This window comes from Halocynthiibacter sp., assembly GCF_049608145.1.
In the GTDB taxonomy this organism is placed as follows: domain Bacteria; phylum Pseudomonadota; class Alphaproteobacteria; order Rhodobacterales; family Rhodobacteraceae; genus Halocynthiibacter.
In genome coordinates this window covers 16,618-39,515 of sequence record NZ_JBMYXF010000008.1, presented here as the reverse complement: position 1 = coordinate 39,515, position 22,898 = coordinate 16,618, and the positions used below count along the sequence as shown (strand labels likewise).

23 protein-coding genes are annotated in these 22,898 nt (G+C 54.4%); 10 read left to right on the top strand and 13 right to left on the bottom strand.

Annotated elements, in window-relative coordinates; translation table 11 throughout:
• The first annotated feature begins 195 nt into the window (after positions 1-195).
• The 3 genes from ACPGUT_RS04350 to ACPGUT_RS04340 all read left to right on the top strand — a co-directional run bounded on the left by ACPGUT_RS04350 (position 196) and on the right by ACPGUT_RS04340 (position 2,889).
• Positions 196-1,062 carry an NAD-dependent epimerase/dehydratase family protein gene (locus tag ACPGUT_RS04350; protein ID WP_423989094.1) on the top strand — a complete coding sequence of 289 codons (867 nt, stop codon included), beginning with the start codon at positions 196-198 and terminating at the stop codon, positions 1,060-1,062.
• Positions 1,059-1,667 (top strand): sugar transferase, encoded by a 609-nt coding sequence (locus ACPGUT_RS04345; protein WP_423989093.1) that lies wholly within the window; start codon positions 1,059-1,061, stop codon positions 1,665-1,667. The genes ACPGUT_RS04350 and ACPGUT_RS04345 overlap by 4 nt, the downstream gene beginning before the upstream one ends.
• Positions 1,668-1,752: 85 nt before the next feature.
• On the top strand, positions 1,753-2,889 hold the full coding sequence (locus ACPGUT_RS04340) for a polysaccharide biosynthesis protein (protein ID WP_423989092.1): 1,137 nt from the start codon (positions 1,753-1,755) through the stop codon (positions 2,887-2,889).
• 25 nt (positions 2,890-2,914) lie between these two features.
• On the opposite strand, the gene ACPGUT_RS04335 is transcribed toward ACPGUT_RS04340, so the two are convergent.
• A complete protein-coding gene (locus ACPGUT_RS04335) occupies positions 2,915-4,048 on the bottom strand; it encodes an alkane 1-monooxygenase (protein ID WP_423989091.1) in 1,134 nt (377 codons plus the stop codon).
• A gap of 46 nt (positions 4,049-4,094) precedes the next feature.
• Positions 4,095-5,144 (bottom strand): A/G-specific adenine glycosylase, encoded by a 1,050-nt coding sequence (gene mutY / locus ACPGUT_RS04330; RefSeq protein WP_423989090.1) that lies wholly within the window; start codon positions 5,142-5,144, stop codon positions 4,095-4,097.
• A gap of 64 nt (positions 5,145-5,208) precedes the next feature.
• Here mutY and ACPGUT_RS04325 point away from each other — a divergent pair, with 64 nt between their 5' ends.
• From ACPGUT_RS04325 to ACPGUT_RS04315, 3 genes are read left to right on the top strand one after another with little or no spacing between them, the layout of a single operon-like run.
• Complete coding sequence (locus ACPGUT_RS04325; protein ID WP_423989089.1) at positions 5,209-5,742, top strand: DUF721 domain-containing protein; 534 nt, start codon at positions 5,209-5,211, stop codon at positions 5,740-5,742.
• Between the two features lie 12 nt (positions 5,743-5,754).
• On the top strand, positions 5,755-6,432 hold the full coding sequence (locus ACPGUT_RS04320) for a DsbA family protein (protein ID WP_423989088.1): 678 nt from the start codon (positions 5,755-5,757) through the stop codon (positions 6,430-6,432).
• Positions 6,429-7,571, top strand: a complete 1,143-nt coding sequence (locus ACPGUT_RS04315; protein WP_423989087.1) for a CaiB/BaiF CoA transferase family protein — start codon at positions 6,429-6,431, stop codon at positions 7,569-7,571. The genes ACPGUT_RS04320 and ACPGUT_RS04315 overlap by 4 nt, the downstream gene beginning before the upstream one ends.
• On the opposite strand, the gene lpxK is transcribed toward ACPGUT_RS04315, so the two are convergent.
• The 7 genes from lpxK to ACPGUT_RS04280 all read right to left on the bottom strand — a co-directional run bounded on the left by lpxK (position 7,561) and on the right by ACPGUT_RS04280 (position 13,909).
• Positions 7,561-8,562, bottom strand: a complete 1,002-nt coding sequence (gene lpxK / locus ACPGUT_RS04310; protein WP_423989086.1) for a tetraacyldisaccharide 4'-kinase — start codon at positions 8,560-8,562, stop codon at positions 7,561-7,563. The genes ACPGUT_RS04315 and lpxK overlap by 11 nt on opposite strands.
• The gene (locus tag ACPGUT_RS04305) at positions 8,549-9,520 is read right to left on the bottom strand and encodes a 3-deoxy-D-manno-octulosonic acid transferase (RefSeq protein ID WP_423989085.1); all 972 of its coding nucleotides are present in this window, start codon (positions 9,518-9,520) and stop codon (positions 8,549-8,551) included. Before ACPGUT_RS04305 ends, lpxK begins: the two co-directional genes overlap by 14 nt.
• A gap of 15 nt (positions 9,521-9,535) precedes the next feature.
• Positions 9,536-9,679: a hypothetical protein gene (locus ACPGUT_RS04300; RefSeq protein ID WP_423989084.1), complete on the bottom strand. Its 144-nt coding sequence runs from the start codon at positions 9,677-9,679 to the stop codon at positions 9,536-9,538.
• Positions 9,680-9,798: 119 nt separating this feature from the next.
• Positions 9,799-10,044, bottom strand: a complete 246-nt coding sequence (locus ACPGUT_RS04295) for a DUF4170 domain-containing protein (protein ID WP_039018608.1) — start codon at positions 10,042-10,044, stop codon at positions 9,799-9,801.
• Positions 10,045-10,106: 62 nt separating this feature from the next.
• Entirely contained in the window at positions 10,107-10,898 is a 792-nt protein-coding gene (locus tag ACPGUT_RS04290) for a 3'(2'),5'-bisphosphate nucleotidase CysQ (protein WP_423989083.1), read from the bottom strand.
• Positions 10,885-12,231: a TldD/PmbA family protein gene (locus ACPGUT_RS04285; RefSeq protein WP_423989082.1), complete on the bottom strand. Its 1,347-nt coding sequence runs from the start codon at positions 12,229-12,231 to the stop codon at positions 10,885-10,887. The genes ACPGUT_RS04290 and ACPGUT_RS04285 overlap by 14 nt, the downstream gene beginning before the upstream one ends.
• Before the next feature lie 130 nt (positions 12,232-12,361).
• On the bottom strand, positions 12,362-13,909 hold the full coding sequence (locus ACPGUT_RS04280) for a DUF2125 domain-containing protein (protein ID WP_423989081.1): 1,548 nt from the start codon (positions 13,907-13,909) through the stop codon (positions 12,362-12,364).
• Positions 13,910-14,208: 299 nt separating this feature from the next.
• Between ACPGUT_RS04280 and ACPGUT_RS04275 the strand changes: the two genes are divergently transcribed.
• From ACPGUT_RS04275 to ACPGUT_RS04260, 4 genes are all read left to right on the top strand, one after another.
• On the top strand, positions 14,209-14,964 hold the full coding sequence (locus ACPGUT_RS04275; RefSeq protein ID WP_423989080.1) for an SDR family oxidoreductase: 756 nt from the start codon (positions 14,209-14,211) through the stop codon (positions 14,962-14,964).
• Positions 14,961-15,575, top strand: a complete 615-nt coding sequence (locus tag ACPGUT_RS04270) for an enoyl-CoA hydratase/isomerase family protein (RefSeq protein ID WP_423989079.1) — start codon at positions 14,961-14,963, stop codon at positions 15,573-15,575. Before ACPGUT_RS04275 ends, ACPGUT_RS04270 begins: the two co-directional genes overlap by 4 nt.
• A gap of 75 nt (positions 15,576-15,650) precedes the next feature.
• Positions 15,651-16,988: a mechanosensitive ion channel family protein gene (locus tag ACPGUT_RS04265; RefSeq protein WP_423989078.1), complete on the top strand. Its 1,338-nt coding sequence runs from the start codon at positions 15,651-15,653 to the stop codon at positions 16,986-16,988.
• On the top strand, positions 16,985-18,139 hold the full coding sequence (locus tag ACPGUT_RS04260) for a TIGR03862 family flavoprotein (RefSeq protein ID WP_423989077.1): 1,155 nt from the start codon (positions 16,985-16,987) through the stop codon (positions 18,137-18,139). The genes ACPGUT_RS04265 and ACPGUT_RS04260 overlap by 4 nt, the downstream gene beginning before the upstream one ends.
• A gap of 16 nt (positions 18,140-18,155) precedes the next feature.
• Here the strand turns inward: ACPGUT_RS04260 and ACPGUT_RS04255 are convergent, their stop codons facing one another.
• The 4 genes from ACPGUT_RS04255 to leuS are packed head-to-tail and all read right to left on the bottom strand — an operon-like array spanning position 18,156 to position 22,810.
• The gene (locus ACPGUT_RS04255) at positions 18,156-18,749 is read right to left on the bottom strand and encodes a glutathione S-transferase family protein (RefSeq protein WP_423989076.1); all 594 of its coding nucleotides are present in this window, start codon (positions 18,747-18,749) and stop codon (positions 18,156-18,158) included.
• 8 nt (positions 18,750-18,757) lie between these two features.
• On the bottom strand, positions 18,758-19,780 hold the full coding sequence (holA, locus tag ACPGUT_RS04250) for a DNA polymerase III subunit delta (RefSeq protein ID WP_423989075.1): 1,023 nt from the start codon (positions 19,778-19,780) through the stop codon (positions 18,758-18,760).
• Positions 19,777-20,265 carry an LPS assembly lipoprotein LptE gene (lptE, locus tag ACPGUT_RS04245; protein ID WP_423989074.1) on the bottom strand — a complete coding sequence of 163 codons (489 nt, stop codon included), beginning with the start codon at positions 20,263-20,265 and terminating at the stop codon, positions 19,777-19,779. Before lptE ends, holA begins: the two co-directional genes overlap by 4 nt.
• Complete coding sequence (leuS, locus tag ACPGUT_RS04240) at positions 20,252-22,810, bottom strand: leucine--tRNA ligase (protein ID WP_423989073.1); 2,559 nt, start codon at positions 22,808-22,810, stop codon at positions 20,252-20,254. Before leuS ends, lptE begins: the two co-directional genes overlap by 14 nt.
• Positions 22,811-22,898: the final 88 nt, after the last annotated feature.

Genomic DNA, 22,898 nt, shown 5'->3' with positions numbered 1-22,898 from the left:
CGCTAACGGGGCATCTGACCCCGTTGGTGTAACTACAGAATAACTGGTTACCGCCTGTGCCCGCGACATGTTCCGCGGCACATACCTGCCCCGCTGTGTCTATCAGCGGGGCCTTTTTGCGATAAGGGTTTGGTAAGAATTTGCACCGATGATGTGAAGAACGGGTTCATTTTGACCGGGAAAGCATAAAATCTGATGCAGAAAGTATCTGAAGATGGGGTTCTGGCGCTGGGCGGTGGCGGCCGTGTCGCAGCATTGTTGAAAGCTGCCTTTCAAGTGACGGGTGAGAACCGCCTGATCTGGCAAAGCCGATCCCCCGAATGTGGAGAGATCTGTTTTGACCCCTTGGCGTGTGATGGTGTGGAACGGATGCGACACGCGATGCGCGGATGTTCTGTGGTCTTGGCATTATCCGGTGTAACGCCTGCAACCGGGTGTGATTTTTCTGTAAATTCCGAATTGGCGCAACAAGTGCTGTTCTGTGCGGATAAAGAACAGATGAAACATGTATTTTTCGTTTCTACATCAGCAGTTTACGGGGGATCTGATAGGGCGCATCCCGAAGATGAGATACCCAATCCTGTGTCTGCATATGGTGGGTCGAAATATGAAATGGAACAGGTTATCGCGGCATATTCGGGGCAGGTTCGAACGACTGTTTTGCGCCTTGGGAATGTCGCAGGGGCCGATCAATTGCTGGGCAGGGTTGGGCATTCTGGCAAGGTTCTGCTTGATCGGTTTCCGGATGGTGCCTTTCCCTCTCGCAGCTATATCGGGCCGCTGACCTTGGCCCGCATCGTGACGCGTCTGATTGATCTGGTTATTGCTGGGGAGAAGTTGCCCGACATTTTGAATATTGCCCTGCCCGGTGTGATGGGGATGGATGCGCTTTTGCAGGCTGGAAATATCCCATTTCAGCCCGTGCCTGCCCCTGAAAGCGTGATCCGAACAGTGATGCTTGATACAGGGCGGTTACAGGATCTTTTTGATTTCACCGATGAAATGTCGTTTCCTGGGGCCGTTTTGGAAGAACTTGCCTGTCTTAAACGGGCTTTGCCATGACGTGGCAGAAAAGGATCTTTGATATCGTATTGGCCCTGGCGTTGTCGGTGGTTCTGGTTCCTGTGATCGCCCTGATTTGGCTTTTATTGATGTGGCAGGGGGGCGGCCCGGTTTTCTATCGTGCGGAACGTATGAAAACAGTCGACGAAGGGTTCATTTTGTGGAAGTTCCGAACCATGCATTGTTGCGCCAGCAATATCGGGGTGACGGGCGGTGAAAAACTGTCCCAAATCACACGTTCAGGGCGGTGGTTGCGGCGATACCGTTTGGATGAATTGCCACAACTTTTGAATATCTTACGCGGAGATATCAGCTTTGTCGGTCCTCGACCGCCCTTGCGATATTATACGGAACGTTTCCCGAAATTATATGCACAGGTGCTGATGTGCAGGCCGGGGGTGACGGGCCTCGCGACGTTGTATATCCATCAATATGAAGCCAGAGTTTTGGCGGAATGTAGCAACGCGGATGAGACCGACAAAGCGTATGTCACACGCTGTCTGCCCCGAAAAGCACGCCTGGACCTGATCTATCAAAAACACAGGGGGCTGTGTTTTGACGGCCTGATCATCTTGAAAACCTTACAGCGTGTTTTCGGAAGATAGATTGCCTATATTGGTAAATTCTTAATCAACGGGATGTAGATCTAGATTAAGTGGCCTGCTGGCTAGAAATGATCTGAAAACGTTGGTGAAATTGCAGACAATATTGTCGTTTGTTACCGGGCCGAAACCCGAACAGAAATGCACATCCCGGGGGGAGGTTGCGGAATACGAGGATAAAACTGTTCTGATATCAGGTGCTGGGGGATCAATCGGTGCCGAGCTTTGCCAACAGGTTTTGGTACAGAATCCACGTAAATTGGTTCTGCTGGAAAACAGCGAACACGCGTTGTTTTGTATCGAAGGGCTGTTGAGTGAAATGGCGGATGGGGTTGAACTGTGCCCCATGCTTGGCTCTGTATGTGATGATGGTTTTTTACAGCGGGTGTTTTCGGAACATAAAGTCGATATCGTGCTGCATGCCGCAGCTTATAAACATGTTGCGATGGTCGAAAAAAACCCAACGGCAGGTATCGTGAATAATGTGTTTGGCACCAGATGCCTTGCGTTGGCGGCCCAGTGTGCCGATGTGCATCGGTTTGTTTTGATCTCTACCGATAAAGCCGTGCGACCTGTTGGGGTAATGGGGGCGACAAAGCGCCTAGCAGAACTGTTGATCCGGGATCTGGCGTTGCGCAGTTCGGGAACTGTGTTTTCGATTGTCCGGTTTGGAAATGTGCTTGGCAGTTCTGGATCTGTTGTGCCGATTTTTCGGGATCAGATTGCGCGCGGTGGCCCGGTGACTCTGCGTGATAGGCGAATGACACGTTATTTTATGACCGTGCAGGAAGCGTCCCGGCTTGTATTAAGTGCCGGTGCAATTGCCCAGGGCGGAGAGATTTTTGTTCTGGATATGGGGCAGCCTGTCCGCATTGCAGAGCTTGCCGTCAAAATGATTGAAGCCGCCGGCACATGTGTGCGTGCCCTAGGTAGCGCGGATGTGGGGATCGAAATTCAGGAAACCGGGCTGTTGCCCGGAGAGAAACTGCACGAGGAACTGGTGCGTCCCGATGGCGAGATATACCCATGCGGTGAAAAGATTTTCCGGGTTGAGGAAGATGGTTGTTCTGAAATTGAAATTGCAGCGCTGTTGCGAAATCTGCGTAAATTCATCGATGCAGGCGACGAAACCCGGGCGGTTGCAGAGTTGAAAAATAAAGTTGCAGAGGGTGAAACCGCCAGCCAAGACATCACCGATCAGAGACAAAACCTGCAATCAAGCTGATATAGGTTTTGCACAAACTGGCTGTTTACCGCGGCATGGGGTTGATGGCATTTTTATAGGCAAGCCAACTGTCAATTTCCGGATAATAGGTTTCTCGCCAGGCCAGAACACGGGGGTTCATCACGCGACGCCAGACAGGCGGGATCATCGCCGCAACCGCCATGATCGGATATCCATAAGGCAACTGTGGGGCTTCTTTCGCATCATAGTTCTGCAAAAGTGGGAACCGACGGTCAGGTTTATAGTGATGATCTGAATGACGTTGTAGATTGATCAGCAACCAGTTGGTGGCTTTATGGGCGGCGTTCCAGCTGTGGTGGGGTTTGACGTGTTCATATTTCCCATCCCCCAGATGTTTGCGCACCAGTCCGTAATGTTCAACATAGTTGGTTAGCTCTAGCTGCCAGATGGCGACAAGGGCCTGCCAGAGAAAGAGTAAAAGCCCGGCAAACCCACCCAGGGCGATGGCCAAAATGAGCATCCCAGCCTGAAGGGCCCAATAGCGATAAAATGGGTTGCTGGGGTGGCCTGGGGGCATTTTGCGTTTCTCAAGTCTTTCAGCTTCGATCCGCCAGGCCGAGCGAACAGATTCAAAAAGAACCCGACGGAAAAACTTGTGAAATCCTTCATTGTACCGTGCGGTGACGGTGTCACGGGGCGTGCCAACATAGCGGTGATGCACCAACAGATGTTCGCTGCGGAAGTGACTGTACATCACCATAGCCAACAAAAGATCACCTAAAATACGTTCAATCCGGGGTTTCTGGTGCAGCAGTTCGTGAGCATAAACAATGCCAACAGACCCGCTCATCACGCCCAGGCCAAAGAAGAGAACGATCTTTTCCCAAATCGCCAAATGGCCGCTGTGGGTGACATACCAGAGGATCGCAAAGCTGGTCACGAACTGTACGGGAAACCAGATCATAGTGATCAGGCGATACCAGAAAAGATCGGCTTCGTTGGTGTCGGGATCGGCGTTTTCCAGGTTCAGCCCGGTGATGGCATCAAGAATTGAAAAGAAATACCAACAGACCATAGGCAAAAGAAAAACCGCCCAGCCCCCGTGCACCGCGCCAAAGACCGCGATGGGAACGGTCAGCAGGCTCATCCAGAATGGCAGGGCTTTGCTGAACTTATGAACGTCGGATGTAAATGGCATAACGAACTCCTGGTTGCGGGTATGAAATCGCAAAGGGATTATGTTTTCAATGTGACATATGAGATCGCGCCATGGCGAAGGCTTTGCGCATCACCGTAGGCAGATCATTGGGTTGAAAATCGTGTTTTGAGATGAACATGCCCGGGCAATCCATGGGCACAGTGGCGATTCGCAATTGTAGGATTAAGTGGAAATGCGTGAATGTGTGGCGCACGTCTTCTGTGATGTTTTTCCAGTCAGCGGACACAGGGGGGGCTTCTTGTGCGGTATCGCCCCATTCGGCCCCAGGCCAGCCAAGCATTCCACCCAACAGGCCCTTTGCCGGGCGACGTTCCAACAGCCAAGCCCCGTCTTTGCGCTGGGCGATATAAGCGATGCCATGGCGGGTTGGTTTTGGCTTTTTGGGTGTTTTCTTAGGGTATTCAGCTTGGTCTCCGGCTTTGCGGGCCTCGCAATATGTGATCCAGGGACAAATCCCACAGGCGGGTGATTTTGGGGTGCAGATGGTTGCACCCAAATCCATCACGGCCTGGGCATAATCGCCAGGACGGGACTGTGGGGTTAGGTTTGCGGCCAGATCTGTCAGTTCAGGTTTGGCGGCGGGCAGGGGCGTTTTCACCCGATAAAGACGCGACATCACGCGTTCAACATTGCCATCCAGCACAGTATAGGCCTGATCAAACGCGATCGAAGACACAGCCGCAGCGGTATAGGGACCAATTCCGGGCAGTCTAAGCAAGGTCGCGTGATCATCCGGGAAAATACCGCCATGATCGGTCACCACTGCCCGGGCGCATTTCAGCAGGTTGCGGGCGCGGGCGTAATAGCCAAGCCCGGCCCAAGCCGCCATGACGTCTTCGTCTGCGGCATTCGCCAGATCTTGGACTGTCGGCCAGCGCGTGGTGAATTTCAGGAAGTATTCTTTCACGGCAGCAACGGTGGTTTGTTGCAGCATGATTTCGGACATCCAGATGTGATAGGGATCCGGGGTAATGCCGTTTTTGCGGTCTGAGGGGCTGGTGCGCCAAGGCATATCGCGCGCGTTCCGGTCGTACCAGAACAGCAGCTCGGAACTTAGATCGGCCAAATCACGCAAGTTTTACATCCTTTGATGTCTTTTCGCTGGTGCCCCGCCCGGGCCGGGATACAATACAGATGAAATGGAAAAGCACACGCAAAAAAAGACACCGCCATATCGCCGGCGGGGGCGCAAATTTACGCGCACCGGGACACTGCTTGAAAAGCAGATCCGCAAGGTTGGCGAAAGCCGTGGTTTCAGCGTCTCGCGTTTGTTAACGCATTGGGCCGAAATCGTTGGTGAAGATACGGCGGCAACCGCCCTGCCTGTGAAAGTGGGCTATGGGCGCGGTGGCGTGGGGGCGACCCTGACTGTGCTGACAACCGGGGCAAATGCGCCTTTGTTGCAGATGCAGGCGGAAAAGATCCGCGAAAAGGTGAACCTGTGTTACGGCTATGCCGCAATTTCTAAAGTGCGGATCACTCAGACAGCCAAGACTGGCTTTTCTGAGGGGCAAGTACAGTTCAAGCCAAAACCTCGGGCAAAACCCGTGCAGGTGATCAGCCAGGACATAAAAGACGATGCACGTGAAGTGGTTGCTGGGGTTGAAAACAAAACCCTGCATGACGCTCTTGCGTTGCTTGGTGAAAACATTTTATCCAGACAGAAATCCTGAAGAGGAATGGACATGCAAAGACGAATGCTTCTTGGTACAGGCGCAGCTGCGCTTTTGGGCGGTGGTGCCTGGTTTCTTAGCCAGGGCGCAAAGCCCGGCACAACATCATTTGCCCCGGTCAGTGCCGCAAATGCGCAGGAAGCCGGTGATATTGATACATCCGGCGTGACTGAAATGGTGCTGGGCGATGAAAATGCACCGGTAACCGTGACGGAATATGCGTCTTACACCTGCCCGCATTGCGCGACATTCCACGCCACTGTGATGCCACAGCTGAAAGCGAATTATATCGATACTGGCAAGGTGCGTTTCATCTATCGCGAAGTGTATTTTGATCGCTTTGGCCTATGGGCGTCAATGGTGGCCCGTTGTGGCGGCCCACTGCGTTATTTCGGCATTCAAGACGAGTTGTACAGCACCCAGCGCGAATGGCTGGAAGGCAGCGATCCAGCGAAGATTGTCGAAAACCTGCGTGGTATCGGGAAATCTGCGGGTATCTCTGATGCCGAACTTGATACGTGTTTCGCGGATGAAGACATGCCACGTGCGATGCTGGCGGTTTATCAGAAAAACGCTGCGGCGGATGGTATCAATTCCACCCCATCTTTGGTTATCAACGGCACGAAATACGGCAATATGAATTATTCCGATCTGGCCGAACTGATTGATGCGGAGCTGCCTGCAGAATGAGCCCGCTGAAAGGTCTGAAAGTTGTCGAACTTGCCCGTGTACTTGCTGGTCCATGGGCAGGGCAAACGCTGGCAGACTATGGCGCGGATGTCATTAAGCTAGAAAGCTTTGAAGGCGACGACACTCGGCAATGGGGCCCGCCTTTTGTCGAACGTGATGGTTCGGCGTCTTACTTTCACAGCTGCAACCGGGGGAAACATTCGGTTGCAGTTGATCTGCGCAGTGACGCGGATCAGGCCTTTATCCGTGATTTGGTTGCGGAAGCAGATATCCTGATTGAGAACTTTAAACTGGGTGGCCTTGCGAAATACGGGCTGGATTATCAGACCCTAAAGCAGGTGAATCCGGGCGTTATTTACTGTTCGGTCACGGGTTTCGGCCAGACCGGCCCTTATGCGCATCGCGCGGGGTATGATTACATCATTCAGGGCATGTCCGGATTGATGAGCGTGACTGGTGATGTGGAAGGTCAGCCGCAGAAAGTGGGGGTGGCCGTCACGGATATTTTCACGGGCCTTTACGGTGTCACCGCTATCCTGGCCGCATTGCATCAGCGTCATGAAACCGGCACAGGCCAGCATATCGATATGTCATTGCTGGATGTGGCCGTGGCCATTGGTGCGAACCAGGGGATGAATTACCTGACCACGGGTAATGCCCCGCAACGTATTGGCAATGCGCACCAGAACCTTGCGCCTTATCAGGTGTTTGACTGTGCCGATGGCTGGTTGATCATCGCAACGGGCAATGATGGGCAGTACCAACGCCTGTGTCAGCTGCTGGGACTGGACGATATGGCGACCGATCCGGATTATCTGAAAAATGCGGATCGCCTGAAAAACCGCGATGAAATGACCCGTCGCCTGACGGAACAGACCCTAATGCGTACCAAAGCGGATATTTTGGCGGCGTGTGAAGCCCATGGTGTGCCTGCCGGGCCGATCAATGACATGGGCGAAGTCTTTGCCGATCCGCAGGTTCAGGCCCGTGGCATGCGTTCTGATATTGATGGAGTGCCTACCGTACGTACACCCGTTGTGTTTTCAGGTGCAGAATTGGCGATGAAAAAACCTTCGCCAGCGCTGGATGAACACGGGGCGGATATTCGGGCGAAGCTTTGGGCGGCTGTTAAGGATTGATCGCAGAAAGAAGGCTCTGTTTCAGGGTTTCTGCGTCGTCGATCTGTAAACGCACCGGTAGTGTTAACACTTTCTGGCGGTATTTTTGTGGCAAGCGGGCGGCGTCTTTTTCCGTGGTCACAAGCTGTGCGCCATGGTTTTTTGCATCAGTTAACAGACGTGACATCAGGCGATCAGACAGAGGCTGATGATCGGCAAGTGCTTCGGTATGGATCAGATGTGCCCCCAGATCCCGCAGTGTTTTAAAGAATTTTTCGGGCCGGCCGATCCCTGCAAAGGCAAAAACCGGCATACCATCCCAGTCCATTCCAGTTTGCAACGTTTCCAGATGACCGTGATATTGTGGCAGGTCTGCTGTGACATGGTTGATCTCAGAACCCCAGCGTGTGTCAAACATCGCCTGTGTTTCCGCATCACCGATTCTAAGAAGGGCAGACGCACGGGGCAGTCCGGCAGAAATAGGTTCACGCAAAGGGCCTGCTGGAATGCAGAAGCCATTGCCAAATCCAACCTTGGCATCGACCACGATAAAGGCGAAATCAGTCTCTAACGCAGGGTTCTGGAAGCCATCATCAAGAATAATCACACCAGCACCATCCGTGATCGCCGCCTTTGCGCCAGCGGCGCGGTCCTTTGACACGGTCACGGGGGCAAAGGCGGACAACAGCAGGGGTTCATCCCCCACCTGATCCGCACTATGGATCTGTTCATCCACCCGCACGGGCCCTTCCAGAGAGCCGCCATAACCGCGTGAAACGATATGGGGTTTCAGGCCCATGGCCGCCAATTCCATCGCCAGCCAGATACAGACCGGCGTTTTGCCGGTGCCGCCCGCGTTGATATTGCCAACACAGATCACGGGAATGGGCAGACGTTCTGGCGTGCCTTTTGCCAGACGACGTTTGGTTCCCGCAGCGTAAATGGCGCCAAGCGGGGAAAGCAGCCAGGATTTCAGCCCGGGTTTCTGCGACCAGAAGTCAGGTGTCTGCATCGGGAATGCCTCCGCCATCTAGGACGGATCCGGAAATTTCGACCAGACGATCCAGAAGAACCGCGCCTTCTGTGATGGCTTCCCAGGCGTTATGCGCCATGCGTGCAACTTTATCCGGAGCAAGAAGGATGATCACGGCTTCGGCAAGGGAGGTCGCGTCGGTGATGCGCAGGGCGGCCCCTTTGTTTTCGAGCAGGTCCGTCAGACTGCGCACCCCATAAACGCGCGGACCAAAAATCAGAGCCGAACCAAGGGCCGCGGGGGCCAGAAACTGGGGGTTCATGCCCGCAGCCAAAGTTTGCCCAACGAAACACAGGGGGGCGATGCGGTACCACATGCCGATTTCTTCAGGGTAATCCGCGATATAGACCTGAATTTCGTTTTCTGGATCTTCACCTTCGGATCGCAGGCCTGCCGTCAGACCTCGGGCTTCGGCCAATTTGCGGATCAGGGGCCCGTCTTCTTCTTCCGCAGGACTGATGATCAGCAGCAATCGGTGTGAACTGCGCAATGCGCGTTCATGCGCCCGTAAAATAGTGTCGAATTCAGACGGGGCACAGGCGGCGGCCAGCCAGACGGGGCGTGCGGCCAGGCGTGCGGTGACATCGGCAAGCTCGCTTTCGTTGCAGGTCGGGGGACACCCGCCTTCGCGCAGAGCGCCCAGTTCTTCGACACGGCTGCTGTCAGAAACGGTTGTTTGCAGGCCCGTCAAATTCATCTGATCAATCGAAAAAATCTTGTCAAAATAGTTTGCAACAGCTTTGCGCAATCCGGGGATGGGCAGGGAGGTGCCGCGTGACAATGTCTGGATCTCGGCATCGGCAAGCATCATCAGTTCACTTGTACGGGCAATTTCAGTCAACAGGGAAAGATGGGATGTGCCGCCGGTCCAGATGCAGATATCGGGGCGCCAATGACGGGCGAGTGACGCATCATCTTCTGCAAACATGTAGGTCATGACTTGTGGCATGGGCTAGGCGTCCAGCTGCACTTCGAGGCGCGATTTCACATGCGGGGATTGGGTGGTGATCAGGAACCACAGTTCATCCCGGTCTTCGGACAGACGCTGGGCCAGTTCAGTAAATGCAATGGCCTGAGGTTCAGTACAGGCATGCAACCAGACAAGCGGACCCTCCGGGCGCGGTGTCTGAGGGGCAGATGCATGCCCCGTCAGACGTTTGCGCCGCGTCAGAGCCTCATAAAGTTTTAGGCTGACGGGAGGGGTGAAACCGGTTTTCAGTTGCCAAGTTCCTCGGTCGGGGAAGCGGCAGTGGCTTCGTCCCGAAGACGGTGAATATGGGCAATGAAATAGCGCATATGCGCGTTATCTACGGTACGTTGAGCTGCGGATTTCCAAGCGTTATAGGCGCTGTCATAGTCCGGAAACATGCCAACGATATCGATGTCATTCACATCTTTAAAAGCATTTTTAGAAGGATCGGTCAGTTCGCCACCAAAGACGAGATGCAGGCGTTGGGTCATTGGAACCTCTGGGTTTTGAATTTGCCTGCAATCTAAGGGAAATTGCGTCCGGGTGAAAGGGCTTAGTCGGGCACTGATTCAGGCTTAAGCCGTGTTATCAGATCCTGATGCAGCCCAGGCCCAGCGGCCAGCATGCCACGCAGTTTCGGATGGGCGTTGTTAAAGCGTGCCTGCCCCCCGGCAAGATCGGTCACAGTTGCCCCGGCAAGCTGTGCTATCAGGCTGCCGGCGGCGACATCCCATTCCCATGTCGGACGGATGGTGATCATGGCGTCAAAACGTCCTTGGGCGATCAGGCATAGGCGCCAGGCAAGGGATGATCGAAAGTGACGTTCAATCGGGGGCATTTCATCATGTTGCCAGTGCTGTGCTGCGAAATTGTTCTTGGTGCCCAGAACCGTCGCGCCCTGCATGTTGGCGGATGTGGCCTGTATTGTTGCGCCGTTTAATGTGGCTGTGCCATCGCGATGGGCCAAATACATTTCGTCGCGCATGGGCAGATACACAGCGGCGGCGATGACTTCGCCTTTTTCTGCGATTGCCAGAGAATGGGAAAAGCTTTTCTCGCCGTTGATAAAGGCCCGGGTGCCGTCGATCGGATCAATGATAAAAACGCGATCGTGCGACAGGCGGGCATTGTCGTCTTCGGTTTCTTCAGAAAGCCAGCCATAATCAGGGCGGGCTGCGCGCAGATCCGCGTGCAACATCCGGTCAATCGCAAGATCGGCTTCGGTGACCGGGCCTGCGCCATCGGGCTTGTCAGTGACATCGGGGTCTTTTTTCCAGAATTTTCGCGCAATGTCGCCGCTGGCCAGGGCCGCATCACGCAAAAGGTTCAGATCAGTTTCCGGCAAGGGTCATTCCTTCGATCATCAGCGATGGCACGACACGCGACAGATGGGTGCGGGCATCATTGGCAGGAATGATGCGTTTCAGCATATCACGCAGATTTCCGGCGATGGTGCATTCATTGACCGGATATTGGATTTCGCCATTTTCGATCCAAAAACCGGATGCGCCGCGGGAATAATCACCGGTGTTTGGGTTGATGGTTGACCCGATCATCGAGGTGATCAGCAGGCCCGTGCCCATGTCACGCAACAGATCATTTAGGGTCTGATTGCCCTGTGTTAGGGTCGCATTTCCGCTGGTTGGTGAAGGCCCGGACGAGGTGCCTCGGCTGGCGTTTGCGGTACTTGTCATGTTCAGCTGCCGCGCGGTGGCAAGATCAAGTGTCCATCCGGTCAGAACACCATTTTCAACCACGTGACGGGATCGGGTCGCCAGACCTTCGCCGTCAAAAGGACGGGATCCCCCAACGCGGGCGCGGTGGGGATTTTCAATCAAAGACATATGTTCCGGCAGGATCTGTTCACCAATGCAATCTTTCGCCCAGCTTGATCCACGCGCGACGGATGCACCGTTCACAGCCCCCAGAAGATGCCCGATTAACGAAGATGAGATCCGTTCATCAAAGATCACAGGATAGGTGCCGGTTGCCGGTTTGCGGGCATTGGCGCGAGATACAGCACGTTCAGCGGCAATGCGGCCGATTTCGGCAGGGGCAATCAGATCGTTCTGAAAAATGCGAGAATCGCCGTAATAGTCACGTTCCATCCCCGTGCCTTCCCCGGTGATCGCCACACAGGATGTGCCGCGATTGGTGCGGGCATATCCGCCTGCAAACCCGTTGCTGGTGGCCAAATGAATGCTATGGCGACCATAACCAGCACTTGAAGACTGCACCTGCGAGACACCCTGAACAGCCTGTGCGGCGGCTTCGGCCTGACGCGCGTCTTCTTCCAACGCTTTGGGGGTGGGTTCGTCTGATGGGTCTTCCAGTTCAAGGGACGCCACATCAAAAGAGGTTGCGAATTCGCCGCTTTCGGCAAGCCCGGACCAGGGATCTTCTGGTGCTTCTTTCGCCATGGCAACTGCGCGTTCCGCCATCTGGGCGATGGTATCGGTGCGGGTGTCCGATGATGACACAACAGCGGTGCGTTTGCCGATAAAGACCCGCAGCCCGATGTCAGTGCCTTCCGAACGTTCCGCATGTTCCAACGCGCCCTTTAGCACGTCCACAGAAACGGACTGGCCTTCGACCGCAAGCGCGTCGGCGTGATCTGCACCAGCTTTGCGCGCGGCTAGGAGGAGGGCATCTGTGATATCGGAAAGGGCGTTTGTCATAATCGGACCTGCTGTCTGTTTGCACCAGAGGTAATTGCCCAGAGGCCTTCGCACAAGCAGATGATGGCTTTGGGCAAAAGAAAAGGGCCGCGCGATTGACTGCGCGGCCCCGAAAATGGATTTGGTCGGCTTATTTCAGGCGTTGACCGTTTGCGCGGATTTCCCCGGCTTCGTTGATTTCCAGACGGGATTTCAACGTGTCTTCGCCTTCACCTGGAACGGCAAAGAGGCCCATCATCATACGCGCGCCCATGGCTTGCTGTTCTGGCAGGAAACCCATTTTAGTCAGGTTGTCCATCAGGCCATTGATACCAGATGCGGCCAGATCAATATGACCGGCAGGCAGGGGCTGTTCGCCCTTTGCGACGGGATCATAGTTCACAGACATTTCGCCGGTGCCGGTGATGCTGGCACCCGCAGCGGAAAGTTCGAACGCATCAAGGCGGATATCGTTGGGCATCAGCGGAAGCGCATCTGGCCCGACACTTTCCCAAGCGGCAAGATCCAGCACATCAATCTGCCAGGACGGATCTGCGGACAGATCGATGGTCAGCTGGGCGGGATCGCGGGACAACATGGCAGCCGGGTCAAACATCCCCCAGATTTCATCGTTCAACGTGAATTCATTCAGTGCCACCATATAGCGCGCACGGGTGTTATCTGCGATCAGCGGGGCGGTAATATCAATATCCATACCCGCTGCGCCAATGCTGACTGGCGGGATCATACCGCCTGCGATATTCAGGTTGGTTTCGCCTGCAACCCCCGCCATTTTTACAATGCCGCTGTCGATTTGCATGTCAATGGTCTGATCTTTGGCAAGGATGTTGCTGGTGACCTCACCCATCGGGGTCGTTTGCACCTGGGTTTGTTCCATTTCATCCATGGTGCCGCTCATGGCAAAGCCCAGTCCACCTTTCAGGGCTGCAATCAGACCTTCAGCAGTGGTGAAATCCATTGCGTCAGGCAGAGTGACGCGGCTGGTGTAATTTACGCCGGATTGCGATTGTGACTGGCTCTGCCGCATTTGGCCATCACCTGTATCCATCAAGAATTCATAAGATGACGTTGCTGTTTTGCCGGTGAGATTTGCCTGCCAGCCGTTTTCGCGGTTCACGATGGCCTGCATTTCTGCGCCTGCCATTAGACCTGACATTTCAAAGACGAGTTGCGCCAAATCAGCGGTAGACAGTTCGTCACTGGTGACGGACCAGTCAGAGATCTTCCAAGCGAGGTTTTCCAGATTGACGTCATAGGTCATTTCGTCGGTCGTGCCGCTGATATTGGTGGTGCGGGCTGAAGATGCGGTTTCAAATGACAGCGCGCCGCCATCCTGACCATAAGTCACAGAAATCACGCCTTCCTGATTTTCAGGCCAGACAACGGCGACGTCACCGCCATTTTCCTGCAGAGATACGCCACCGATGTTGAAGCGCAGATCAAGCGGGGCTTCCATTTCGCCGAATTGTGGAATGGTTGCAGTGAATTCCAGTGGGGAGAGATCCAGACCATTGCCGGTTTCTGTTACATTGGCGGCTGTCAGGCTCATGCCCATACGCGCAGCGTCTTCCTGCCAGGCCTGCCAGACCTCGGATGCGGAAATATCCGCCAGCGCTGTGGTGGTCATTAGAATGGTGGATGTGGCGGCGAGACCACCAAATGAAAGAATACGGTTCATTGCAGAGCCTTTCGGAATGAATTTGAGTTCAGTTATCGCGCAGGTTGTCAGCCGGTCAAGGCATGGGGACAGGTTCTACGGAAATTGCCTGGATTTCGCTTAAGTCAAACTTAGGCCTGGGCAGGCTGTATGGGATCGGTCAGTAATATATCGGTGTGGATTGTCTGATGTTCTCATGTGATTTGATATGGGGGTGCCCAGGCCCCGCTTCAAGCGGTTGTGACATTCTGCCCCAAAGCCCTTTTGTTGACAGACCTAGCGTTCTAACATGAGGGTATCAGAAAAAAGGGAGGCATGGGATGGCCGGCGTTTCAGGAAAGACAGTGTTTATAACCGGGGCAAGCCGCGGCATTGGCGAAGCCACAGCACGGCTGTTCGCGGGGGCGGGCGCGAATGTGGTACTGTTCGCGCGTTCGACTGCCGAAACAGAGACTATTGCAGGTGAAATTGGCGAAAATGCTTTGGCGGTAAGTGGCGATGTGTCGTCCTGGCCCGACATGGTAAATGCGATCACCCAGGCGGAACGCCACTTTGGACCTATTGATATTCTGATCAATAATGCTGGGGTGATCGACCCGATTGGTATGATGTCGACGTCTGATCCCGAAGCTTGGGGACGTGTGCTCGATATCAATACAAAAGGTGTCTATAACGGGATGCGGGCGGTTATTCCGGGGATGGAAACACGCGGTGCGGGCACTGTGATCACGATCAGTTCCGGTGCGGCCCATAACGCATTGGAAGGCTGGAGCGCCTATTGCACGTCTAAGGCCGGCACCGCGATGCTGACGAATGCGGCGCATCTGGAAAGTGGCGGCAAGGGCGTACGGATTATGGGATTTTCCCCCGGAACGGTTGCGACACGCATGCAAAAAGACATCAAAGCATCCGGCATTAATGCGGTCAGCCTGCTGGACTGGGAAGATCACCATCCTGTCGATGTACCCGCAAAGATCCTGTTGTGGATGTGTGGGGAAGATGCAGATGATTATCTGGGCCAGGAAGTGCATCATGCGAATGAAGAAGTTCGCAAACGGGCAGGTCTGACCGTATGATCCGGGTCGAAAAATCCGGGGCCTGTCAGGTTGTGAAAATTGACCGGCCGGAGAAAGCAAATTCTCTGACCTCTGGCATGCTAGAAGAATTGTGTGAGATCTTTGAATCAGTCTCTGATGCTGGGGTAAACACGGTTATCTTGACGGGGGAAGGTACGGTTTTTTCGGCAGGGGCTGATCTGGATGAGGCCCGCGCAGGCCTTGCCACTTCCCCCCTGTGGGAACGCCTTTCAGGGGCGGTGGCCACTGCGCCCTGCCTGACGATTGCGGCATTGAATGGCACGCTTGCCGGGGGCGCTATGGGGATGGTCCTAGCCTGCGATCTGCGCCTTGCTGTGGCGCACGCAAAGTTTTTCTATCCGGTGATGAAACTGGGCTTTCTGCCGCAGCCATCTGATCCCATCCGGATGAAAGCCCTGATCGGCCCGGCGCGCGCCAAACTGATCTTGATGAGCGGTCAGAAAATCACAGCGGATGAAGCGCTTTCGTTTGGATTGGTTGATCGCATCACTGCACCGGAAGATCTGATGACCGAGGCGCACAATCTGTCAGATGTTCCCTGTGGGGCGTCTGCTGCGCATGTGGCGGCGATCAAGGCCATGTTGGGTTAACGTCTGGTTCGCCTTGAGATTTTGGTCAGAGCCTGTATGCATCATCTATTCTGAGTGCCAGGACCGGAGAGTATTATGAGCGTAGAAGCCACAGAGACCCAGGGCGGGATTGTTGAGACGGTAAAAGAATATGGGCTATGGGCCTGGGATCTTGCCAGTGACTGGCTGCTTTCACCCGCCGCATGGACACAATTTGCCCTGCTGGTTCTTGCCTTTGGCATCGCCTGGTATGTAACGCGCAAGGCAACGCCGGTGATTATTCGCCTGGTCACGCCGCCTGAAGAACAAAGCCATATCATCGCGCGCCTGCGCCGCTATGCGCTGATCTACCTGCCCCTGATGTTGCCCTTGCTGGCTTACGCTTTTACCGGCGCCGGCGAAGGTGTGACGCGGTCTTTGTTTGGGTCGGGGGCTGTGATTGCCTTTGGCAAACGTGTGTTCCTGTTCCTGGCTGTGCGTGCCTTTGTGCGGGATATTATCAACGATTCTTTCCTGAAACTTCTTGGCAAATATGTCCTTTTGCCTGCCATGGCGCTGCACACGGTGGGTATGTTGAACCCGGCGACAGATTTTCTAAGTGCGACCATCATCCAGTTGGGCAACATTAGTTTTTCTGTCATGTCTTTGGTGCGTGGCGTTATTGCCGGGGCGTTGCTGTTCTGGTTGGGGCGTTGGTCGAATGATCAGAGCACGACCTATATCCAGAAGCAGGCAGAGCTGCGCCCTGCAACGCGACAGTTGGCTGTGAAAGCATCCGAGATCTTTATATTTGGTCTCGCCTTTTTGTTGCTTCTGAACATCATGGGGATCAACCTGTCGGCCCTTGCGGTGCTTGGTGGTGCGATTGGTGTGGGTCTTGGTTTTGGCCTGCAGAAAATTGCGTCGAACTTCATTTCGGGCGTGATTCTTTTGCTGGAAGGTCAGGCGACCGTGGGGGATTATGTGGAACTGGACGGCGGTGAATCCGGCACAATTGTAAAGATGACTGCGCGTGCGATTTTTCTGGAAACCTTTGATGGTCGCTGGATCGTTGTTCCGAATGAGGATTTCATTACAACCCGTGTTGTGAACTATTCTGATCAGGGGTCTTCCAACCGCTACGAAGTCGAATTTTCTGTCAGTTATGATACCGACATCAACAAAGTGCCGGACATTATCGAAGCGGCAGTGGCACAGCACAAAGGTGTGCTTGATGCGCCATACCCTCCGGATTGTGAGTTGCGCGGGTTTGGTGACAGCGGCGTTGATTTCGCCGTGGAATTCTGGGTGAACGGGTTTGATGACGGTGAGAATAAATTCACGTCAGATATTATGTTCATCGTCTGGAATGCGCTGAAAGACGCGAATATCGAAATTCCGTATCCGCATCGCGTTGTCGAAATTAAGGGCGCTTTGCCGACAGTTGCAGAATGAAAACGGGGCTTGTCATTGGAGCGGGTCCAGCCGGGTTGATGGCCGCGGAGGAGCTGGCGAAAGCGGGGTTGTCTGTCACGGTGATCGAAGCGAAAACCAGCCCCGCGCGCAAATTTTTGATGGCGGGGAAAAGCGGGCTGAACCTGACAAAAGATGAACCCCTTGCGGATTTTTTGGCGGCTTTCCCTGATGCGCCGGATCTGTTGTTGGAAATTCTGCATGGGTTTGGACCGGAACAGACAAAGGCCTGGGCCCAGGGGCTGGGACAAGACGTATTTACCGGATCATCTGGGCGGGTGTTTCCGAAGGTGATGAAGGCGTCGCCCCTGTTACGCAGCTGGTTGATACGACTGGATGGGCTGGGTGTGGTGTTGCGAACGGGCCTGCGTTGGAATGGCTTCACCGATGGCGGTGTTTCGGTCGTCAGCGCAAACGGGAACGAAGTTTTGACACCGGATGTGACCGTTCTCGCCTGTGGCGGCGCCAGCTGGGCGCGATTGGGGGCCGATGGGGTCTGGGTGGAATATCTGGGCGATCAGGTTGTACCGTTTAAACCTGCCAATATGGGATTTGAAAGAAACTGGTCTGACCACATGGCGAAACATTTGGGTGCGCCTGTTAAACCAGTGGTTCTGAAATGCGGCAATCGTCAGGTGAAAGGCGAATTTGTAATTTCCGGGCGGGGGATTGAAGGCAGTGCAATTTATGCGGTGTCCCGTGAAATGCGCGAGGGTGCGGATCTGTTCCTGGACCTGATGCCGGATCTATCCGTCGAAAAATTACAGATGCGTCTGGATCGACCACGCGCGAAAAACAGCATGACCAATCACCTGCGTAAAGCTGGATTGAGTGCAGTAAAAGTCGCGCTTTTGCGTGAAATAGGGTCTGATTTCAGTGCAGGATCGATCAAGGATATGCCGTTGTCCCATGATGGCCCGCGCCCCATAGACGAGGCGATTTCTGTTGCAGGTGGCCTGCAGTTCGCAGCACTTGATCGTGGCCTAATGTTGAAAAATAGGCCGGGTGTATTTTGTGCGGGCGAGATGCTGGATTGGGAAGCCCCAACCGGTGGTTATCTGATCACGGCCTGTCTAGCGACAGGACAGTTTGCAGGTCGTGCAGCAGCAAACTGGGCCCAAAATAGAGACTAACCCATGGGTTAGGGCCTTATTCTGTCATGGCCAAAGTTCTGCGATATGCATCGCGGGCACGTAGGCGTTTGCGATACTCTTCCAGTGTGGGTTCGCTGATTTCGAAACCTGCACTGCGCGCCCAGTCTAAACAATGTGCCAAGATCAAATCCGGTACGGTGATTTTATCGCCCATAAGAAATGCGTTCCCGGTAAGACGTGGTGCAAGTGCTGCCATATTGCGGGCAAGTTCTTTTGCGCAGGTGTCGCGAACGCCGGGAATACGTTCCTCCTCGGGCAGGTAATGTTCATGACGACCGGCCATCCACAGAACAGAATCAAATTCGTCCAGAATAAGCTGGGTAAAGCCATCCTGTTGTGCGCGTTCAATCGTGCCGGTTTCATAGGTGAGCTGTCCGTGACGATCGGCCAGAAACTGAATGATGGCGGTCGAGTCGGTCAAGGTGGTGCCATCTGCAATCAGGGCAGGGATTTTGCCCGTTGGATTGATGGCCCGGGCCGCATCTGACCGGGCGGGGGCTGCGTTGCGTGTATAGCTGGCACCGATTTCTTCCAACATCCACAGGACACGGCGGGTGCGCGAGCGGATCGCGCCGATGACTTCATACATGGTGTTTCCTATCGTCGGGCAAGCATTGAAAGACGGATCAGCGCGCGTTCCATCGCGGCATTGGCGGGGGCATTGGATGAAGATCGCAGCTGAAGATCAGTTTCGGTTAGCACCTGAAGGGCTTGTTCCAGGCGGCGTAATCCCCAGTTCGTGGCCTGGCGTGTCATACGGTCGCGACGCGGGCCGAAAACCGGGGGGCGCAGTCGGGATATGCCCTGGGACGGCCCGCCCGGATCAGATGCAGCGGCGTGCAGTGTTCGGAAATGACGCATGGCACCAATGCAAAGCGTCACCGGCAAAATACCCTGGCTGCGCAGACGCGCCATCAGGGGGCCGATTTCTGCGGTGCGGGCTTCGGCGATGATATTCAACATGTCATCCAGCGCGGCTTCGGTAGAGGTGGGCGCGACGGCTTCGATATCGGCTTCGGATACAGGGGATGTATCGCGATGTTTATAGAGACCCAGCTTTTCGATGACCTGAGAAAAATCACCTGGGTCAAGGCTGCGTGACAGGTTTTCGATTGTCTCCATCGCATCGCGTGGCACATTTTGCAGGCCGGCTTTTTGCAACATCTCTTCGATTTCTTCACGCCCGGGGGGATCATCATAAATGCCGACAGCGTAAGCGTTGCGATGGCCTTCAAACAGTTTGCGTGTTTTGGATGTGGCTTTCAGTGCTTTTGCCGTCACGACAACCTGTGCATCACCGTCTTGCCAGTCGTCCAATGCGGTTTGCAGGGCGGGAAACGCGAATTCTGTGGCCTCTTCTACAAAGACAACACGCGGGCCAGGGAAGAAACCGACGGCTTTCATTGCGTCTGTCAGCTGGGCAGGATCTTTGCGCAGCTCTGCCCCGTTGATCCGGGTCAGGCGCATTTCTTCTTCGCCTTTGGGGCCAACAAGGGCGGCAATCACCTGTTGTCGTTTCAGGGCAACGCGCATTGCGTCTTGGCCATAGATCAAAAGCCCGGTTTTGCCCGGATCAGGCTTTGCAAAATATCTGCCTGCTTCGCGCGCCGCCAGTTTCATGGGGCGATCTGATCGCTGACAAGCAGCAGTCTGGTGTAAAGCTGGTCTGCAAGAATCACCATCAGTCGCTGGCGTGCATCGCGCTGTGCTGTTTGCGTTGAAATTGTCGTGCCTGTGGCGGCGTAGCTGGTGAAATTGGAAACTTTTCCTTCGGCGACAACGCTGTCGGTCGTGTCATCTTTCAGGGTATAAGTCAGCACACCATCAATATTATAGCGGGTCGTGACCTGTTCCGGCGTAATGCCAAGACCGTCTTCTTCCACCGTTAAATGATAGTTCAGCGTCCAGCGGATGTTTTCCGGCTGCCCAAGACGTTCTTCAAGGCGGCGGGTGATATCAAACCCGTTGCGATCAGAAGGGGCCATGACTTCGATGCTGTTTTGTAACGCATGGCCAGACTGATCCGGTGCTAAGGCAGGTGTAAAGCCGCAGCCGGTTAGGGCTGCGACAATCAGAAATACAGAGAGGTGTTTAAACAACCACATTGATAATGCGTCCCGGAACCACGATCAGTTTCTTTGGCGCATTGCCATCAAGCGCCTTGACCACAGCATCATGTGCCAGCGCGATTTTTTCAATCTCTTCTTTGCCCATATCCGCAGGCACGCTGACTTCGGCGCGGCGTTTGCCGTTGATCTGGATCGGCATTGTGACACTGCTTTCCACCAGGAGAGCTTTGTCAGCCTTTGGCCATGGTGCGTTGATCACCAGACCTTCGCCGCCCTGATGCGCCCAGATATCTTCCGCCAGATGTGGCGTCATCGGGGCCATCAGTTGCGCAAGGGTCATGATGGCCTCGCGCTGTGCTTTGTGGCTGGCTTTGGATTTCTGAATGATGTTGGTGAAACCGTAAAGTTTCGCAATGGCCGCGTTAAAGCCAAAGCTTTCCACACCCAAGGTTACATCGCGAATCGCCTTGTGCGTTTCGCGCAGCAGATCTTCGTCGCCCGTGCCTTTGGCATCTTTATCCATCTCGCCAATGCGGTCACACAGATTCCAGACGCGGTTCAGGTGCTTTGCGGCGGCTTCGGCACCAGAGGCTGTCCATTCCACATCCCGTTCGGGGGGAGAATCAGAGAGAACAAACCAACGAGCCGTATCAGCGCCATAAGCATCAATGATAGAAACGGGATCGACGACATTGTTCTTGGACTTAGACATTTTCGCAGAAGGCGTGACCTTCAACTGTTCATCCGTGCCCTTAACATAGGTGTTGCCGTCGCGTTTCTCGACTTCTTCCGGGTAATGATACAGCGTGCGCCCTTCTGGGGTTTTGCGCGTGGTGTTTTCATAGATCTCATGCGTCACCATGCCCTGCGTGAACAGCGCATCAAACGGTTCAATCGCTTTGTCCGGCAAATGACCACAGATTTGCATCGCACGCGCAAAGAAGCGGGAATAGAGCAGGTGCAGAATCGCATGTTCAATCCCGCCGATATATTGATCGACGTTCATCCAGTATTCGGCCTCGGCCATATCTGTTGGCGTTGCAGCATCCGGTGCGGTGAAGCGGGCGAAATACCAGGATGAATCAACGAAGGTATCCATCGTGTCGGTTTCGCGTAGCGCGTCAGCACCACAAGACGGGCAGGCACAGTTGCGCCAGGTCGGGTGACGGTCCAGCGGATTGCCCGGCTGGTCAAAGCTGACATCAAACGGCAATTCAATCGGCAGGTTTTCTTTTTTCTCAGGAACCACGCCACAAGCATCACAATGCACCACAGGAATCGGGCAGCCCCAATAGCGTTGACGGGACAGGCCCCAGTCACGCAGGCGGAACTTGGTCACACCTTCGCCCCAACCGTCTTTTTCAGCCAGATCAATCGTAACATTGATGGCCTCTTCGCCGGTTGCCTCATCCAGGCCTGCGAAATGGTCAACCCATTTCACTTTCTCGGACTTCATTGGAACGAAAGCTTCGTTTTCGACAGCTGTCTCATTGTCCAGCGCAAAGAAGGTGTCGATCACGGGTAGATCGTATTTACGGCAGAAATCAAGGTCGCGCTGATCATGGGCCGGACAGGCAAAGATTGCACCTGTGCCGTAATCCATCAGGATAAAGTTCGCGATCCAAACGGGCAATTCCGCACCGGTCAGCGGATGTTTCGCCTTGATACCGGTGTCATAGCCCAGCTTTTCAGCGGTTTCGATGGCTTCTTCCGTGGTGCCGCCCTTGCGCATTTCCGCAAGAATCGCAGCAACTTCGGGGTTGTTTTCTTCCAGTTCCTTGGAAATCGGGTGATCTGGCGAAATCCCCACAAAGCTTGCGCCGTTCAGCGTGTCGGGGCGGGTGGTGTAAACTGTGATCGGTTCTTCGCCGTCCACACGTTCAAAGGCAAATTGCAGACCGCGTGATTTGCCGATCCAGTTTTCCTGCATCAGGCGCACTTTTGCAGGCCAGTTTTCCAATCCGTCCAGGGCGGTCAGCAATTCATCGGAATAATCCGAGATCTTGAAGAACCATTGTGTCAGTTCGCGGCGTTCCACTGGTGCACCTGACCGCCATCCACAGCCGTTTTCCACCTGTTCATTCGCCAGAACCGTCATATCCACCGGATCCCAGTTCACGACGGCATTTTTGCGATAAACCAGACCTTTTTCGAGGAAATCGAGGAACAGGGCCTGTTGTTGCCCGTAATATTCAACATCACAGGTGGCAAACATACGGGACCAGTCAAGCGACAGGCCCAGCGGTTTCATCTGTTCGACCATTGTGTCGATGTTTTCATAGGTCCAGGTTTTCGGATGACCACCGATTGCCATCGCCGCATTTTCCGCAGGCATGCCAAAAGCATCAAATCCCATTGGGTGCAGCACGGAAAAACCACAAGACATCTTATAACGCGAAATCACGTCGCCCATGGTATAGTTGCGTACATGACCCATGTGCAGCTTGCCGGATGGGTAAGGGAACATCTCAAGCACATAGTATTTTTCTTTGTTCTCATCGCGGGTGGCTGTGAAAACTCCGGCTTCTTCCCAGGCTTTTTGCCATTTGGGTTCCAGATCAGATGCGGTGTAACGAGACATATCTCAGGTCCTTTACGTGAAAACGCCGGGCATCGGGCCCGGCGTGGTCATAATCGGTGAATGGGCAGTGGTCCAGAGCGGACGTTAT

Excerpts from the sequence above, each read along its gene's own strand:
- ACPGUT_RS04350 (WP_423989094.1), top strand. The coding sequence starts at position 196 with ATGCAGAAAGTATCTGAAGATGGGGTTCTGGCGCTGGGCGGTGGCGGC.
- ACPGUT_RS04345 (WP_423989093.1), top strand. The coding sequence starts at position 1,059 with ATGACGTGGCAGAAAAGGATCTTTGATATCGTATTGGCCCTGGCGTTG.
- ACPGUT_RS04335 (WP_423989091.1), bottom strand. The coding sequence starts at position 4,048 with ATGCCATTTACATCCGACGTTCATAAGTTCAGCAAAGCCCTGCCATTC.
- ACPGUT_RS04325 (WP_423989089.1), top strand. The coding sequence starts at position 5,209 with ATGGAAAAGCACACGCAAAAAAAGACACCGCCATATCGCCGGCGGGGG.
- ACPGUT_RS04320 (WP_423989088.1), top strand. The coding sequence starts at position 5,755 with ATGCAAAGACGAATGCTTCTTGGTACAGGCGCAGCTGCGCTTTTGGGC.
- ACPGUT_RS04315 (WP_423989087.1), top strand. The coding sequence starts at position 6,429 with ATGAGCCCGCTGAAAGGTCTGAAAGTTGTCGAACTTGCCCGTGTACTT.
- lpxK (WP_423989086.1), bottom strand. The coding sequence starts at position 8,562 with ATGCAGACACCTGACTTCTGGTCGCAGAAACCCGGGCTGAAATCCTGG.
- ACPGUT_RS04305 (WP_423989085.1), bottom strand. The coding sequence starts at position 9,520 with ATGACCTACATGTTTGCAGAAGATGATGCGTCACTCGCCCGTCATTGG.
- ACPGUT_RS04295 (WP_039018608.1), bottom strand. The coding sequence starts at position 10,044 with ATGACCCAACGCCTGCATCTCGTCTTTGGTGGCGAACTGACCGATCCT.
- ACPGUT_RS04285 (WP_423989082.1), bottom strand. The coding sequence starts at position 12,231 with ATGACAAACGCCCTTTCCGATATCACAGATGCCCTCCTCCTAGCCGCG.
- ACPGUT_RS04280 (WP_423989081.1), bottom strand. The coding sequence starts at position 13,909 with ATGAACCGTATTCTTTCATTTGGTGGTCTCGCCGCCACATCCACCATT.
- ACPGUT_RS04275 (WP_423989080.1), top strand. The coding sequence starts at position 14,209 with ATGGCCGGCGTTTCAGGAAAGACAGTGTTTATAACCGGGGCAAGCCGC.
- ACPGUT_RS04270 (WP_423989079.1), top strand. The coding sequence starts at position 14,961 with ATGATCCGGGTCGAAAAATCCGGGGCCTGTCAGGTTGTGAAAATTGAC.
- ACPGUT_RS04265 (WP_423989078.1), top strand. The coding sequence starts at position 15,651 with ATGAGCGTAGAAGCCACAGAGACCCAGGGCGGGATTGTTGAGACGGTA.
- ACPGUT_RS04260 (WP_423989077.1), top strand. The coding sequence starts at position 16,985 with ATGAAAACGGGGCTTGTCATTGGAGCGGGTCCAGCCGGGTTGATGGCC.
- ACPGUT_RS04255 (WP_423989076.1), bottom strand. The coding sequence starts at position 18,749 with ATGTATGAAGTCATCGGCGCGATCCGCTCGCGCACCCGCCGTGTCCTG.
- holA (WP_423989075.1), bottom strand. The coding sequence starts at position 19,780 with ATGAAACTGGCGGCGCGCGAAGCAGGCAGATATTTTGCAAAGCCTGAT.
- lptE (WP_423989074.1), bottom strand. The coding sequence starts at position 20,265 with ATGTGGTTGTTTAAACACCTCTCTGTATTTCTGATTGTCGCAGCCCTA.
- leuS (WP_423989073.1), bottom strand. The coding sequence starts at position 22,810 with ATGTCTCGTTACACCGCATCTGATCTGGAACCCAAATGGCAAAAAGCC.